13 protein-coding genes are annotated in these 15,643 nt (G+C 70.4%); 8 read left to right on the forward strand and 5 right to left on the reverse strand.

Annotation, left to right across the window (positions count from 1 at the left end; translation table 11 throughout):
- Window positions 1-18: 18 nt before the first annotated feature.
- Both ACXJ1Y_RS02840 and ACXJ1Y_RS02845 read right to left on the reverse strand, forming a co-directional pair.
- Window positions 19-882: a class II aldolase/adducin family protein gene (locus ACXJ1Y_RS02840; RefSeq protein WP_463848664.1), complete on the reverse strand. Its 864-nt coding sequence runs from the start codon at window positions 880-882 to the stop codon at window positions 19-21.
- Between the two features lie 49 nt (window positions 883-931).
- Window positions 932-2,236, reverse strand: coding sequence for an MFS transporter (locus ACXJ1Y_RS02845; protein WP_463848665.1), 1,305 nt, complete (start codon window positions 2,234-2,236; stop codon window positions 932-934).
- A gap of 135 nt (window positions 2,237-2,371) precedes the next feature.
- Here ACXJ1Y_RS02845 and ACXJ1Y_RS02850 point away from each other — a divergent pair, with 135 nt between their 5' ends.
- The 4 genes from ACXJ1Y_RS02850 (at window position 2,372) to ACXJ1Y_RS02865 (ending at window position 6,940) form a co-directional block, all read left to right on the forward strand.
- Window positions 2,372-3,301: a LysR substrate-binding domain-containing protein gene (locus tag ACXJ1Y_RS02850; RefSeq protein WP_463848666.1), complete on the forward strand. Its 930-nt coding sequence runs from the start codon at window positions 2,372-2,374 to the stop codon at window positions 3,299-3,301.
- 71 nt (window positions 3,302-3,372) lie between these two features.
- Window positions 3,373-4,245, forward strand: a complete 873-nt coding sequence (rarD, locus tag ACXJ1Y_RS02855; RefSeq protein ID WP_463848667.1) for an EamA family transporter RarD — start codon at window positions 3,373-3,375, stop codon at window positions 4,243-4,245.
- Window positions 4,246-4,310: 65 nt separating this feature from the next.
- Window positions 4,311-6,665, forward strand: coding sequence for a response regulator (locus tag ACXJ1Y_RS02860; protein ID WP_463848668.1), 2,355 nt, complete (start codon window positions 4,311-4,313; stop codon window positions 6,663-6,665).
- The gene (locus tag ACXJ1Y_RS02865; RefSeq protein ID WP_463848669.1) at window positions 6,662-6,940 is read left to right on the forward strand and encodes a hypothetical protein; all 279 of its coding nucleotides are present in this window, start codon (window positions 6,662-6,664) and stop codon (window positions 6,938-6,940) included. Before ACXJ1Y_RS02860 ends, ACXJ1Y_RS02865 begins: the two co-directional genes overlap by 4 nt.
- Before the next feature lie 41 nt (window positions 6,941-6,981).
- Here the strand turns inward: ACXJ1Y_RS02865 and ACXJ1Y_RS02870 are convergent, their stop codons facing one another.
- Together ACXJ1Y_RS02870 and ACXJ1Y_RS02875 are read right to left on the reverse strand one after the other, a co-directional pair.
- Entirely contained in the window at window positions 6,982-7,257 is a 276-nt protein-coding gene (locus tag ACXJ1Y_RS02870) for a GCG_CRPN prefix-to-repeats domain-containing protein (RefSeq protein WP_463848670.1), read from the reverse strand.
- A gap of 111 nt (window positions 7,258-7,368) precedes the next feature.
- Window positions 7,369-8,412 carry a P1 family peptidase gene (locus ACXJ1Y_RS02875; RefSeq protein ID WP_463848671.1) on the reverse strand — a complete coding sequence of 348 codons (1,044 nt, stop codon included), beginning with the start codon at window positions 8,410-8,412 and terminating at the stop codon, window positions 7,369-7,371.
- Between the two features lie 103 nt (window positions 8,413-8,515).
- On the opposite strand from ACXJ1Y_RS02875, the gene ACXJ1Y_RS02880 reads away from it, so the two are divergent.
- Both ACXJ1Y_RS02880 and ACXJ1Y_RS02885 read left to right on the forward strand, forming a co-directional pair.
- The gene (locus ACXJ1Y_RS02880; RefSeq protein ID WP_463848672.1) at window positions 8,516-9,385 is read left to right on the forward strand and encodes an NAD(P)-dependent oxidoreductase; all 870 of its coding nucleotides are present in this window, start codon (window positions 8,516-8,518) and stop codon (window positions 9,383-9,385) included.
- Between the two features lie 121 nt (window positions 9,386-9,506).
- A complete protein-coding gene (locus ACXJ1Y_RS02885) occupies window positions 9,507-11,228 on the forward strand; it encodes a methyl-accepting chemotaxis protein (protein WP_463848673.1) in 1,722 nt (573 codons plus the stop codon).
- A 120-nt stretch (window positions 11,229-11,348) separates the two neighbouring features.
- Here ACXJ1Y_RS02885 and ACXJ1Y_RS02890 read toward each other — a convergent pair whose 3' ends face one another.
- Window positions 11,349-12,215, reverse strand: coding sequence for a S49 family peptidase (locus ACXJ1Y_RS02890; protein ID WP_463848674.1), 867 nt, complete (start codon window positions 12,213-12,215; stop codon window positions 11,349-11,351).
- A gap of 237 nt (window positions 12,216-12,452) precedes the next feature.
- Here ACXJ1Y_RS02890 and ACXJ1Y_RS02895 point away from each other — a divergent pair, with 237 nt between their 5' ends.
- A complete protein-coding gene (locus ACXJ1Y_RS02895; protein ID WP_463848675.1) occupies window positions 12,453-12,758 on the forward strand; it encodes a hypothetical protein in 306 nt (101 codons plus the stop codon).
- 156 nt (window positions 12,759-12,914) lie between these two features.
- On the forward strand, window positions 12,915-15,632 hold the full coding sequence (gene gyrA / locus ACXJ1Y_RS02900) for a DNA gyrase subunit A (RefSeq protein WP_463848676.1): 2,718 nt from the start codon (window positions 12,915-12,917) through the stop codon (window positions 15,630-15,632).
- The last annotated feature ends 11 nt before the right edge of the window (window positions 15,633-15,643 follow it).

Here is a 15,643-nt window from a genome sequence, read left to right on the forward strand (position 1 = left end):
GGGCCGGCGAAGGAGCGATCAGGCGAACATATCGGGCTGCGTCGCCGCGATGTGGTTGTAGATCGTCTGGAAGTGGAGCCAGCCGATATAGTCGCTGCCGACATGCTCGCGGCTGTAGCGGGCGGTCTTCTCGGAGAGCAGCTGCGGCGTGATGCCGGTGGCCTCGACCATCAGCTGTTGTTTACAGGCGCGCTCCAGGGCGATGAACCAGAAGGCCGCGTCGTCGATGCTGTGCTGCGAGCAGGTCAGCAGGCCGTGGTTCTGGTGCAGCACGCCGCGGTTGCGGCCGATCTGCTGGGCCACCGACATCCCGCTGCCCTTCTCCACCGCCACCGCGCCGGCGGAGGCGCCGATCACCGCGTGGCTGTTGTAGAAGGCGGCGGCATCTTGGCTGATCATGTCCAGCGGACGGCCCGTGGCGCACCACGCGGTGCCGTAGGTGGTGTGCGCGTGGCACATCGCCATCACCTCGGGATACTCCTCGTGCACGGCGGCGTGCAGCACGAAGCCGGCCCGGTTGATCGCGTAGCGGCCCTCGACCACCCGGCCGTTATGGTCGGCGAGGATGAGGTTCGACAGGTTCACCTGCGAGAAGTGAACGCACATCGGGTTGGTCCAGTACAGCTCCGGACGCTCCGGATCGCGGATCGTCAGGTGTCCGGCGAAGCCGTAATCGAAGCCGTGCACCGCGAAGGCGCGGCAGGCGGCGACAAGGTGCTTCTTCCGGTACTCGCGCTCCTCGGCGTGGTTGGCGAAGTCCGGCATCTCCGGGAAGATCAGGCCGGCCTGCTCGGGCTGATAGATCGAGGTCCGCTTGCGACCGGAATCGTCGTTCGGCAGATCGATGGCGACGCTGTCGTGATGGTCGTGTTCGTCGAGCATGGCGTATCCTTTCGGTGAGGGTGAGGGGTCGAGGGGGGGTGACGCGCCGTCAGCGGTTGACGAGGCGCTTGGGCATGGTGAGCGCGAGCACGCTGCCGATCACGAGGCAGGCGGCCAGGGTGTAGACACCGAGGCTCGTCGACTTCGTCGCGTCGATGATCCAGCCGATCAGGTAGGGGCTGACGAAGCCCGCAAGGTTGCCGACCGAATTGATCACCGCGATCCCGGTGGCCGCCGCCGCGCCGGCGAGCACCGCGGTCGGCAGGCACCAGAACTGTGCGAGGGTGACGAGCACGCCGATGGTGGCGACGGTAAGCGCAGCCTCGGCGATGACGAGGTCCCGGCTGAACCAGATGCTCACCAGCCAGCCGGTGGCGCCGACGAGGCCGGGGACCACGATGTGCCAGCGCCGCTCGCGGGCCGCGTCCGACATCCGGCCGACCGCGATCATCGCCGCCGCCGCCGCACCGTAGGGGAGCATGGTGAGCAGGCCGATCTGCAAGGGGTCGGAGACGCCCGCGCCCTTGATCAGGGTCGGCAGCCAGAAGCCGACGCCGTAGAGGCCCATGATGAAGAAGAAATAGATCCCGCTCAGCAGCCACACCCAGCCGCTGGTGAAGCCGTCGCGAAAGCGATGCGCGGCCACGGTCGAGGCGTCGGCGGCGATGTTGCGCTGAAGCAGCGCCTTCTCGTCGGCGCTGAGCCACTTGGCCGTGGCGATGCCGTTGTCGAGGTAGGCGAGCACGCAGAAGCCGAGGACGAGCGAGGGCAGGGCCTCGATCAGGAACAGCCACTGCCAGCCGGCGAGCCCGTGCATCCCGTTGAACACGTTCATGATCCAGCCCGAGAGCGGGCCACCGATCAGGCCGGCGATCGGGATGCCGGTCATGAACAGGGCGATGATGCCGCCCCGGCGCTCGGACGGGTACCAGTAGGTCAGGTACAGGATCACGCCGGGGAACAGGCCGGCTTCCGCCACGCCGAGCAGGAAGCGCAGGACGTAGAAGACGGTCGGGCTCGTCACGAACATCATCGCGGCCGAGATGATCGCCCAGCTGATCATCACGCGGGCGATCCACACCCGCGCGCCGACCTTATGCAGGATCATGTTGCTCGGCACTTCGAACAGGAAGTAGCCGATGAAGAAGATACCCGCGCCGAGGCCGTAGATGGTCTCGCTGAACTGAAGATCGTTCAGCATCTGCAGCTTGGCGAAGCCGACGTTGACGCGGTCGAGATAGGCCGCGACATAACACGCGAACAGGAACGGCACGAGGCGCCACGTCACCTTTCGGTAGACCCGCGTCGCCTCGTCGATGACCGGTCCGGCAAGAGTTGCGACCCCCTGCGCCATTGCTGTTATCCTCCCAGGATCGTTTGTTGTGTGTCTGCCGTCTGCGCGGCATGGGAATTATTGTTCTACTTCTCGCCGCCCTTTGACAAACGACGATTTTTCACCGACAGGTGAATTTCATTCACGGATTGGGCGATGCGGCGGATCCCGAGCTTTCCGGCGCTTCGCGCCTTCGAGGCGGCGGCGCGGCTCGGCAGTTTCGCGCGGGCGAGCGAGGAACTGTGCCTCACGCCCTCGGCGATCAGCCATCAGGTGCGGGCGCTCGAACGGCAGTTCGGCCGGGCCCTGTTCCGGCGGGAGAACCGGCAGGCGAGCCTCACCGCCGACGGGGAACGCCTCCTCGCCGGCCTGTCGCGGGCCTTCGACGGGATCGAGGCGGCCTGCGCGGAGCTGATGCCGGCCACGGGTCAGGCGCTCGCCGTCCATTGCACCCCGAGCTTCGCCACGAAATGGCTCGGCCCCCGCCTGCCGGGCTTCGTGGCGGCGAACCCGGCCGTCGCGATCCGGCTGTCCTCCGGGGCCGAGCCCGTGGACATGCTGCGCCACGCCGAGATCGACGTGCTGATCGCCTACGGAGCGCCGCCGCGCGGGGTGGGCCTGCGGGTCGAGCCCCTGGGGCCGGAGGAGATCGCCGCCCTGTGCCGGCCGGATCTCGCCCGCGAGGCCGCCGACCTCTCGCCCGCCGCCATCGCCCGGCTGACCTGGCTCGACTCCTCGTTCAGCCCCGTGCGCTGGGCGGACTGGTTCGCGCAGAACGGCCTCGCGCCGCCGAGAGCGCGGGGCGGCCCGGCCTTCGACCGGGGCTCCCTCGTCATCTCGGCGGCGGTGCAGGGGCTGGGCGTCGCCCTGGAAACCCTGCGCTTCGCGGAGGACGAGATCGCCTCCGGCGCCCTGGTGCGGCTCGGCGAGGGCCGATGCACGGGGATCCGGCGCGACCTGCACTTCCTCTGCTGGCGCGCCCGCGACGACGACGCCCCCGGCATCCGCCGCTTCCGGGACTGGATCCTGGCGGAGGAGCGCCGCCGGGGTGACACCCGGATGGCAGCTTTGCATCCAGGCGCCTGACGGCACGGCCCCGTCTCGGTTAGAGACGCCCAGCCGGTTCCTGGAACGCGAGCCGGGTTGAGGGAAACGCCGTGGGCCTCGTCTACGCGCTCGCCGCCTATCTGAGCTGGGGCCTCGTGGTCCCGCTGCATTTCCGGCTGCTCGGCGGGTTCAGCCCCTGGTACATCCTGGCCGAGCGCATCGTGTGGTCGACCGTCTTCGCCGGGTGCCTCGCGCTCGCCTGGCGCAACCGCCTGCGGCTGCCGATCCCGCTGACGCGCAAGCACGGGCTCCTCGTGCTCTCGGCGCTGTTCATCGGCGTGAACTGGCTGCTCTACCTCATCGCCATCGACCGGGGGCACCTGCTCGATGCGAGCCTCGGCTATTACATCAACCCGCTGATGAACGTGGCGCTCGGCCGGCTCATCCTCGGGGAGCGGCTGCGGCCGGTGCAGGCGGTCGCCATCGGCATCGCGGCGGCCGGGGTGCTGGTGGCGGTGATCTGGGCGGGCGACCTGCCGCTGATGTCGCTGGCGCTCGCCACCTCCTTCGCCCTCTACGGGCTGGTGCGGAAGATCGTGGCGGTGGATTCCCTCGTCGGCTTCCTGGCCGAGACGCTGCTCCTCCTGCCCATCGCCATCGTCTGGCTGGTGCTCACGCCGGAGCCGTTCCTGCCCGCCGACCCGCACAAGCTCGGCCTGCTCCTGCTCACCGGCCTCACCACGGCGCTGCCGCTGATCTGGTTCGCGGCCGCCGCCGTGCGCCTGCGCCTGACGACGCTCGGCCTCCTGCAATACGTCGCCCCGACTTGCCTGCTCGCCCTGAGCGTGATGGTCTTCGGCGAGCATGTGGAGCCGCACCGGGCGGCGATGTTCGGGCTGATCTGGCTCGGGCTCGCCCTCTACACCGTCGATGCCCTGCGCGGCCGGCGGGCCGAGGTGAAGGCGGCTCCGTTGCGCGCGTAGGCCGCGCGGATACCTTTCGCGGGCACGCGCCCTACCTCTTGCGCAACCCAGCACCGGCGGGACCGATGAGCGAACCAGCGGGCGGCGATGCCGTCACCGACGACGATTTCCGCAACCTCGCGGACGCCCTGCCGCAGCTCGCCTGGATCGCCAGGGCCGACGGGCACATCGTCTGGTACAATGCCCGCTGGTACGATTACACGGGCACCACCCTCGAAGAGATGCAGGGGTGGGGCTGGCGCAACATCCACCACCCGGACCACATCGCCGCCGTGGAGGTGCGCTACCGCCTGTCCATCGAGGCGGGGGTGCCGTGGGAGGACACGTTCCCCCTGAAGGGCGCCGACGGCGATTACCGCTGGTTCCTGTCCCAGGCGATGCCGCACCGGGCGCCGGACGGGACGATCCTGCGCTGGTACGGCACCAACACCGACATCTCCCGCCGCCGCGTCACCGAGGAGCGGCTGCGCCATTCCGAGGAGCGGTTCCGCGCGCTGGTCGATGCCTCGGCGGCGGTGATCTGGAACACCAACGCGGAGGGCGAATTGCTGCCGCCGCAGCCGCGCTGGGGCGCCTATACCGGCCAGACCGAGGAAGGCTACCAGGGCTGGGGCTGGATCGACGCGGTCCATCCCGACGACCGGGGGGAGATCGCCGAGGCCTGGGCGCGCTCCGTCGAGGAGCGGGTGCCCTACGCGGTGACGCACCGCCTGCTCCGGCACGACGGCGTGTGGCGGGACATGGAGGCCCGCGGCGTGCCGGTCTTCGCCACGGACGGGTCGCTGCGGGAATGGGTCGGCACCCATACCGACATCACCGCCCGCAAGGAGGCCGAGGCCGAGGCCGAGCGGGCGCGGCAGGCCGCCGAGGCGGCGAACCGGGCGAAGAGCCAGTTCATCGCCAACATGAGCCACGAATTGCGCACGCCGCTCTCGGCGGTGATCGGCTATTCGGAGATGCTGGGCGAGGAACTGGAGGATATCGGCCAGGCGGCGCTGCTGCCGGACTTGCGCAAGATCGAGTCGGCCGCGCGCCACCTGCTCTCGCTGATCAACGACGTCCTCGACATCTCGAAGATCGAGGCCGGGCGCGTCACCGCCTCGGCCGAGACCTTCACGGTCGCCGACCTGCTGCAGGACGTGACCGACGCCACCGGCTCCCTCGTGGAGAAGAAGGCGAACCGCTTCGTCCTCGATGCCGGGCCGGACCTCGGCGCCATGCACCAGGACCAGACCAAGATCCGCCAGTGCCTGCTGAACCTCGTCGGCAACGCGGCGAAGTTCACCGAGAACGGCACGATCACCCTCACCGCGCGCCGCCACCGGGAGGACGGCGCCGACTGGCTCTCCTTCGCGGTGACCGATACCGGCATCGGCCTGACAAAGGAGCAGATCGGCCGCCTGTTCCAGCGCTTCGTGCAGGCCGACGATTCGACCACGCGGCAATTCGGCGGCACCGGCCTCGGGCTCGCCATCACCCGCGCCTTCTGCATCACCATGGGCGGCGAGATCGGCGTCGAGAGCCAGCCGGGCCAGGGCGCGACCTTCACCATGCGCCTGCCTTCCATCCTCGTCACGGAGGACGAGCCGGCGGAAGAGCTGCCCGCCGTGGAGGCGCACGAGCAGCACGACACCGTGCTCCTCGTGGACGATGACCCGGCCGCGCGGGAATTGCTCCAGCGCTTCCTCGAACGGGAGGGCTTCCATGTCCGCACCGCCGCGGACGGACGCGCGGGCCTCACCCTGGCGCGGGCGCTGAGGCCGCGGGCGATCCTCCTCGACGTTGAGATGCCGCGCATGGACGGCTGGGCGGTGCTCCATGCCGTGCGCAACGACGCGGACCTCGCCGGCACCCCCGTCATCATGACCTCGGTGGTGGCCGAGCAGGGGCTCGGGCAGGCGCTCGGCGCCACGGATTACTTCGTGAAACCCATCGATTGGGACCGGCTGAAGGGGCTGATGGAGCATTACCGGCCCCAGGCGCCCAACGAGGCGCGGGTGCTGGTGGTGGACGACGACGCGGACGGCCGAGAGCGCCTGCGCCGCTCCCTCTCCCGCGAGGGCTGGACCGTGGACGAGGCCGCCAACGGGCGCCTCGCCCTGGAGCATTACGACCGCTCGCGGCCGAACCTGATCCTCCTCGACCTGATGATGCCGGAGATGGACGGGTTCGGCTTCCTGCGCGCCCTGCGCTCGCGGCCGGACGGCGACGTACCGGTGGTGGTGCTGACGGCGAAGGAGATCACCCCCGCCGAGAAGGCGAGCCTCGGCGCCCAGGCCGACCGGGTGATCTCGAAGGGCTCGCTGAGCCTCGCGGAGATCGGCCGGCAATTGCGGGTGCTCTATTCCCGTTCGGCCAACGAGACCGTCCCCGGGCGGATCCAGGGCCTCATCGAACAACTGGCGGAGAAGGACAGATGAGCGACACGGTCGATCCCGACAAGGCGGTGGCGATCCGCCTGCGTGCGCGCCTCGCGGTGGTGGAGCGGGCCGCATGGTTCGGCCTCGTCCAGGCCATGCGCACCCGCCCCGAGGAGACGGAGGCCTTCATCGCCTCCGAGCGCGCCCGCTGCGCCGAAGGGTTCGGCGGCCCAGCCTGGGCGAGGGACCTGACCGACGCCGAACGCGCCCTGCTCGGCGCCGAGGTCGACAAGGGTCTCGCGGAGTTGCTGGCGGACGCCAAGGACGCGGTCTGACCGGTTCCGGGCGCCCCGGTGCAGGGCGCCCGGTGTGTCGGCTAGCGGCGGCAGAGGCCGCGCGGGGTGCGGTAGAGGCCGGGCGGGCAGCCGCGCGGGGCGCCGGTGATCGCCCGGCGGATGTCACCGCGCGGGCCGCGGTTCAGGCGGCAGCCGCCCATCGGGCCGCGATGGGCGCCGAAACCGCAGCCGCCGCGCACGAGCACCACGGAGGCCTCGCCGTCGGAAAGGGGGGTGGGGGCGAAGGGCGCCGCCTGAGCGGCACCGCCCGCGAACAGGGCCACGGAAGCGGCCAGGATCATCCCGGACAGTCGCATGGGTCTTTTCTCCCTTATGGGGCGGGAACCCATGATGCGGGTCCGCCCATGGCCGCCCCTCTGGTCCGGGCAGCGAAACGCAACGGTCAAGCTCGCCAGTCCGTTCCGGTCTCAGGGACGCCCGTGGAGATCGCGCCACGCGGGAGGCAAGCCCTCGTAACGCCCCTCGCCGGGTGGCGTCGGGGTCACGCCGGTCAGGCTCGTCGCCGCGTGGACGCCGATGGCGATGGCCCGCGCCAGCACCCGCGCCGCCGCGTGGCCGAGCCGGGCCGTGTCGGCGATGGGGTCGGCGAGGGGCCGCTCCCCCGTGGCGGCGGCGAAGACGAGGTCGCCGTCCAGCGGCGTATGGGCGGGCACCAGGGCCCGGGCGAGGCCGTCCTGCGCGGCCACCGCGAGGCGGCGGCACTGCGCCTTGGTGAGGAGGGCGTCGGTCGCCACGACCGCCAGCGTCGTCGCGGAGCCGGCGGCGACGCGGGCGGGGAAGGCATGGGCCTCCTCCGGCACCGGCACGGGCAGGCCGAGCCCGCCGAACTCGTCCCCTACCTCGAAGGGCGCCGCCCAGAAATGCGGGCCGTTCCCCGCCACGGCGCTGCCGAAGGCGTTCACCGCCACCAGCGCGCCGACACGGAACGGCGTGCCGGGCACCGCCGCCGAAGCCGAGCCGAGGCCGCCCTTCAGGGTGGCGGTGCGCGCACCCGTGCCGGCCCCCACCGAGCCGAGGGCGAAGTCCCGCGCCGCCGCCTCGGCGGCTCGCCGGCCGAGGTCGCGATAGGGTGGATCGGCGCCCCAGCCCTTGTCGCCGCCATTGAGGAGATCGAACAGGATCGCCGCCGGCACGATGGGCACGCGCATCCCGCCGACCGGAAAGCCCCGTCCATGCTCTGCGAGCCAGCCCGTCACCCCGGCGGCGGCGTCGAGGCCGAACGCGGACCCGCCCGAGAGGACCAGCGCGTCGATGGCCTCCACCGTGCGCTCGGGATCGAGCAGGTCGGTCTCGCGGGTGCCCGGCCCGCCGCCGCGCACATCGACGGAGGCCACCGCCGGCCGGTCGAACAGGATCGCGGTGACGCCGCTGCGCACCGCCAGATCCTGGGCGTGGCCGACCGTGATGCCGGGGATGTCGGTGAGAAGGCCGCTCCGGCGGGAATCGCTCATGGCCGGATTCTGCCACGGGCCGGAACGGGCGGCCAATGCGCCGCAGCACTTTCCGGGCGCCGGACGGTTTCCCTCCGGGCGACCATCTTTGAAGGAGACGCACATGGATGTCGGGTTCATCGGAATGGGGCGCATGGGCCGTGGCATGGCGGCCCGCCTCGCGGAGCAGGGGCACGCTGTGCGCGCCTGGAACCGCTCGCCGGAGGCGGCGCGGGGCCTTCCGGGCGTGACCGCCGTCGCCAGCGCGGCGGAGGCGTTCCGGGGCGATGCCGTGATCACCATGCTCGCCGACGACGCGGCGCTGGAATCGGTGCTCGTCCAGGGCGGGCTCCTCGACGGCGCCGGTCGGCCGGGCGTCCATCTCGGCATGAGCACGATCTCGGTGGCCCTGGCCGAGCGGCTCACCGCGATCCACGGGCGGGCGGGCATCCCCTACGTCTCCGCGCCGGTCTTCGGCCGGCCCGACGTGGCCGAGGCGGGCAAGCTCAACATCGTCGCCGCCGGCCCCGGCGCGGCGATCGAGGCCGCCGCGCCGATCCTCGACGCGATGGGCGCGAAGACCTGGCGCTACGGCGAGGAGGCGACGCGCGCCAACGCCGTGAAGCTCGCGGGCAACTTCATGCTGATCGCGGCCATCGAAGCCATGGGCGAGGCCTGCGCCTTCACCGAGGGCCACGGCGTCACCGGAGCCGAGTTCCTCGACCTGATGACGAACACGATCTTCGCCTCGCCGGTCTACAAGAACTACGGCGCGGCCATCGCCGCCCGCCGCTACGAGCCGCCGGGCTTCGGCCTGCGCCTCGGCGCCAAGGACGTGCGCCTCGCGCTCCAGGCGGGGGAGGCGGCCGGCGTGCCGATGCCCTTCGCCAGCGTGCTCCGCGACGGGCTGATCGAGGCGGTGAGCCACGGCGACGGCGGGAAGGATCTCTCCGCCCTCGCGGAAGTGTCGCGGCGGCGCGGCGGTCGGCGCTGACTGCGACATTTCCTGTGACATTGCGCACGGGATGACATTCGCGTGATCGAATCCAGTCGATTTTAATCGAACGTTGATTTGCGCAAGCGAAGTACGGGTTCTCGATATCCGGGGACTCGTCATGCTATCATTTGTCCGCCGCAAGTCTCGAGCGCTCACGCTCTCGGCCAAAGTCATCGTCCTCGCAATGCTCGCCGTGACTCTGACGACGGGTGCGATCTGGGCATCGGTCTCGCGCCAAACCTGGTCGCAGATGGAGGATCGTCAGCGGATGAACGGCGAGCGCAACCTGCGGACGCTGGCCCTCGTCCTCGCCGGACGCCTGCCGGGGGCGAAGACGGACCTCGACGGCACCCGCGTCTCCCGCGTGACCTCGCCCGACCTCGCGGGCTTCGCGGACACCTCCGTGGTGGACGATGCGGTTGCCTATACCGGCGGCGTCGCCACGATCTTCTCCTACGATGCGGGCAAGGACGCCTTCGTCCGCCGGCAGACCACGGTCCGCAAGGAGGACGGCTCCCGCGCGGTCGGCACGGCGCTCGCCGCCGACAGCCCGGCCCAGGCCGTCCTGCGTGCCGGCAAGACCTACGAGGGATCGACGGTGCTGTTCGGGCGCCGCTTCTTCACCGTCTACCAGCCCGTCTTCGACGGTGCCGGCACGGTGAACGGCGTCCTCTTCGTCGGCCTGCCCATCGAGACGTATTACGACGCCCACGCGGAAACGATGCGCCAATTGAGCGTCGCCGCCTTAATCATCGCCATCGTCGCCTGCGCCCTGGTGGGCATCGCCGCCTCGCGGCTGTTCCGCCCCTTCGCCGCCATGTCGAGCCGGATCGAGGCCCTGGCGGCGGGCGACACCGACAGCCCGGTCGGCCACACGCAGCGCGGCGACGAGATCGGCGCCGTGGCGCGCTCCCTGGAGACCCTGCGCGAGGCCGTGCGCCGGACCCACGAACTCGAAGGCCTGCAGAGCAGCGACGCGGAGAAGGCCGCCCGCCGCCGGATGATGCTCGACCAGACCATCGCCGCCTTCCGCGGCCGGGTCGATGCCCTCAAGGGCACGCTCACCGCCAGCACCGGCGACATGCGCGGCCGCGCCGAGGAGATGCGCCTGCGCGCCGGAGAGGCCGAGGCGGCCGTGGCCGGCACGGCGCGGGCCTCGCAGGAAACCTCATCGAGCGTGCAGACGGTGGCAAGCGCCGCCGAGGAGTTGCATGCCTCCATCGCCGAGATCGGCGGCCAGCTCGGGCAGGCCGAGACCCTGGTCTCGTCGGCGGCGGGGGAATCCTCCGCCATGGAGCAGCAGATCGGCGGCCTCGCCGAGGCGGCCTCGCGGATCGGCACCGTGGTCGGCCTCATCCGCACCATCGCGGAGCAGACCAACCTGCTCGCCCTCAACGCCACGATCGAGGCGGCCCGTGCCGGCGAGGCGGGGCGCGGCTTCTCCGTCGTCGCCGCCGAGGTGAAGCAACTGGCCGCGCAGACCGCCCGCGCTACGGAGGAGATCGCGGATCAGATCGGCGCGGTCCAGGCCGCCACCGGCACGACGGTCGCCGCCATCGGCCGGATGGGCGAGCAGATGCGCGCCGTCCAGGCCACGACCGCCGGCATCGCGGTCGCCGTCTCGGCCCAGGGCGACGCCACCGCCGAGATCTCGCGCAACGTCGCCGAGACGGCCCAGGCCACGGGCGCCATCGCCCACGGCATGAGCGTGGTGAGCGACGCGACCCAGCGCTCGGCGCGTCTGGCCGAGACGGTCACGGCCGCCGCCGGCTCGGTGGACAGCGTCGCCTCGGAACTGGAAAGCGAGATCGGCCAGTTCCTCGCCCAGGTCGCGGCCTAGTGCATCGTCACTGCACTAGTGCATCGATCCAGACGAAGGCGTCAGCCGTGTCTGGAAAAATTGATGCAAGAACAAGACGCTAGTGCAGAGACGCATGAACGGAGTGAGTGCGTCTCTGCACTAGAGGCCGAACCGCGCGAAGGCCGCCCTTTCCTCCAGGGTGGCCAGGGTCTCCCCGGGCAGGGCGGCGACGGCCGCGCCGATCCCGCCCGGCGCCCCCCGGCGCAGGATGCGGCTGAAGAAGCCGCCCCTTGCCTCCGCGACCACCACGAGATCGACCTTCTCGCCGAAGCGGGCGCGCATCGTGCCGCGCAGGTCGCCGATGGAATCCACCAGCCCGAGGGGCAGGGCCTGCCGCCCGGTCCAGACGGCCCCCGTGAACAGGTTCTCCCCCGCCGGCAGGCCCTTGCGCCGGGAGGAGACGAGTTCGGTGAACAGGCCCTGCACGTCGGCCTGGATGCGCTTCAGCCGCTCGATGTCGGCGGGATCCTCCGGCCGGAACGGATCGAGCATCGCCTTCGCCTCGCCGATCGTGTGCACCCGGCGCTCGATGCCCAGCTTGTCCAGCAGGCCGGGGAAGCCGAACCCCGCCGAGACCACACCGATGGAGCCGACGATGGAGGTCGGGTCCGCGACGATCTCGTCGGCGGCGCAGGCGATCATGTAGCCGCCCGAGGCCGCGACATCCTCTACGAAGGCGACGACGGGCAGGCCCTTCTCCTCCGCGAGCGCCCGGATGCGCCGATGGATCAGGTGCGACTGGGCGGGCGAGCCGCCGGGCGAGTTGATGACCAGCGCCACCGCCTTCACCCCCGGCAGGGTGAAGGCCCGTTCCAGGCTTCCCGCCACGGAGGCGATGGAGAGGCCCGGCCTGAAAGGCGAGACCGCGCCGATCGTCCCCGAGAGGCGGACCACCGCGACGCGCGGGCGCCGGTTGCGCAGGCGGCCCGGCAGCAGGGCGCGAAGACGTTCGGACAACGCGGTCATGAGGGCTCGACTCGACGGACTTCGGTCACGGGAGAGCATAATGGGATTTCAGTCCGCCGCCGCAAGGGCGGGTGCGGCGACGCGGCGGGCCACGAGTCACCTCCGGTTAGCCGTCTGCGCAGTCTGCGACACAAGCTATGCGGGAACGATCGAACCGTTTCGCGCCTCCCGCCGTTTCTCGCGGACGGACCTGCAATCATGCGGGCCGTCTGCGATGACCGGGAGGAAGACGAGATTATGCGCTCCTTGAGACTGCCGCGCTGGCCGATCCTGATTCTGCTGGCCGCCTTCTTCTTCGGCCCGACCGCCGCCCCGGTGAGCGCCGCTCCGCTCCCCGTGCCGATGGCTGCCGCCGAGACCGCGCCGGCCGCCGCCGTGGAAAAGACCCAGTACTACGGCTACCGCCGCCACTACGGCTACCGCCCCTACGGCTACCGTCGCCACTACGGCTTCCGGCCCCATTACGGCTATCGCCGCCACTACGGCTACCGTCGCCATTTCGGCCCGCGCTACTACCGCCGCGGCCCGGCCTTCTTCTACTGAGTGACACCGTCGCGCCCCGGCCGAAACGCCGGGGCGCGCCTTGCGCGCGCACGCGAAAGCCCTTAACCAACCGTCTGATATCTCTGCGCTTCCACAGCGACCCGCGTGGCCCCGGCAGGACGCTGCCTGAGGCCCGGACACAGACGGACAGACAACTTGGCCGAGACCGATCCGACGGGCGCCCCGCCGCCCGCCAGCGACATCCGCCCCGTTTCCATCACCGACGAGATGCGCCGCTCCTACCTCGATTACGCGATGAGCGTGATCGTGAGCCGCGCGCTGCCGGACGCCCGGGACGGGCTGAAGCCGGTGCATCGGCGCATCCTCTACTCGGCGTTCGAGTCGGGGCACCTGCCGGAGCGCAAATACGTCAAGTCGGCGCGCATCGTCGGCGACGTGATCGGCCTCTATCACCCGCACGGCGACCAATCGATCTACGACGCCCTGGTCCGCATGGCCCAGGACTTCTCGATGCGCCTCATGCTCATCGACGGGCAGGGCAATTTCGGCTCGGTGGACGGCGATCCGCCGGCCGCCATGCGCTACACCGAATCGCGCCTGGCCAAGCCGGCCATCGCGCTGCTCACCGACATCGACAAGAACACCGTCGACTTCGGGCCGAACTACGATGAGTCCCGCGAGGAGCCCCTCGTCCTCCCGGCGCGGTTCCCGAACCTCCTCGTCAACGGGGCGGGCGGCATCGCGGTCGGCATGGCGACCAACATCCCGCCGCACAACCTCGGCGAGTTGATCGACGCCTGCATCGCCCTGATCGACGAGCCGGACCTGACCATCGAGCAGCTGAACCAGATCGTCCCCGGGCCGGATTTCCCGACCGGCGGCATGATCCTCGGCCGGGCCGGCACCCGGCAGGCCTACACCACCGGCCGCGGCTCGGTGATCATGCGGGCCAAGTCGCATGTCGAGGAGCTTCGCAAGGAGCGCGAGGCGCTGATCTTCACCGAGATCCCGTATCAGGTGAACAAGGCGACGCTGGTCGAGAAGATCGCCGAACTCGTCAAGGAGAAGCGGGTCGAGGGCATCTCGGACCTGCGCGACGAATCCGACCGCAGCGGCATGCGCATCGTGGTCGAGATCAAGCGCGACGCCATGGCCGAGGTGGTGCTGAACCAGCTCTACCGCTTCACGCCGCTGCAGAGCTCCTTCGGCTGCAACATGGTCGCCCTCAACGGCGGCCGCCCCGAGTTGATGAACCTGAAGGACCTGCTCCAGGCCTTCGTGGACTTCCGCGAGGAGGTCGTCTCCCGCCGGACCAAGTTCCTCCTCGGCAAGGCCCGCGAGCGCGCCCACGTCCTGTGCGGCCTCGCCATCGCGGTCGCCAACATCGACGAGGTGATCCGCCTGATCCGCACCTCGCCGGACCCGAACTCGGCCCGCGAGGCGCTGATGGCCCGCGACTGGCCGGCGCACGACATCGCCCCGCTCATCGCCCTGGTGGACGATCCGCGTCACCGCGTCGCCGAAGATGGGACCTACCGCCTCTCCGAGTTGCAGGCCCGCGCGATCCTCGATCTGCGCCTGCAGCGCCTCACGGCCCTCGGCCGGGACGAGGTCGGGGACGAATTGAAGAAGCTCGCCGACGAGATCGCCGATTACCTCGACATCCTGCGCTCGCGGGCGCGGATCCAGGGCATCGTGAAGAGCGAGCTGGCAGAGGTCCGCGAGCAATTCGCCACGCCGCGCCTGACCGAGATCGTCGACTTCGATTCGAGCGTCGAGGACGAGGACCTGATCCAGCGGGAGGACATGGTCGTCACCGTGTCCCATGCGGGCTACGTGAAGCGCGTGCCGCTCTCGACCTACCGGTCGCAGCGGCGGGGCGGCAAGGGCCGCTCCGGCATGGCGACCCGCGACGAGGATTTCGTCACCCGCCTGTTCGTCGCCAACACCCACACGCCGGTGCTGTTCTTCTCCAGCCAGGGCCAAGCCTACAAGGAGAAGGTGTGGCGTCTGCCGATGGCCGCGCCGAACGCCCGGGGCAAGGCGCTCGTGAACATCCTGCAATTGCAGGACACGTCGGAGCGCATCACCACGATCATGCCGCTGCCGGAGGACGAGGCCTCCTGGGAGACGCTGGACGTGATGTTCGCCACCGCGAGCGGCAACGTCCGGCGCAACAAGCTGTCGGACTTCACCACGGTGAACCGCAACGGCAAGATCGCGATGAAGCTCGATGAGGGCGATCACATCGTCCATGTCGAGATCTGCCGGCCGGACCAGAACGTGCTGCTGACCACGGCGCTCGGCCAGTGCATCCGCTTCCCCGTCGAGGACGTGCGCGTGTTCAAGGGCCGCGACTCGACCGGCGTGCGCGGCATCAACCTCGCGCAGGGCGACCGGGTGATCTCGATGACGATCCTCAACGCCTTCGAGGCGACGCCCGAGGAGCGTTCGGGCTACCTGAAGATGCGCCGCGCCGTGACCGGCGAGATCGAGGAGGGCAACGAGGAGCCGGAAGAGGGCGCCGAGGCCGCCGCGATCTCCCTGGACCGCTACAACGAGATGGGCGGGGCCGAGCAATACGTGCTGACGATTTCCGAGCGCGGCTACGGCAAGCGGTCCTCGTCCTTCGAGTACCGGACGTCCGGGCGCGGCGGAAAGGGCATCACGGCGATGCGGGTGAACGCCCGCAACGGGCACCTCGTGGCGTCGTTCCCGGTGGAGGCGTCGGACCAGATCATGCTGGTCACGAATGGCGGTCAGCTGATCCGCGTGCCGGTGGACGACATCCGCATCGTCGGCCGCGCCTCGCAGGGCGTGACCGTGTTCAACACCGACAAGACCGAGAAGGTCGTCTCGGTGGAGCATATCGAGGGTGAGGAGGAAGGCGAGGGCGAGGCCGAGACGGCCTGATCGCCCTCACC

Source organism: Methylobacterium sp. TK26, from assembly GCF_055361565.1.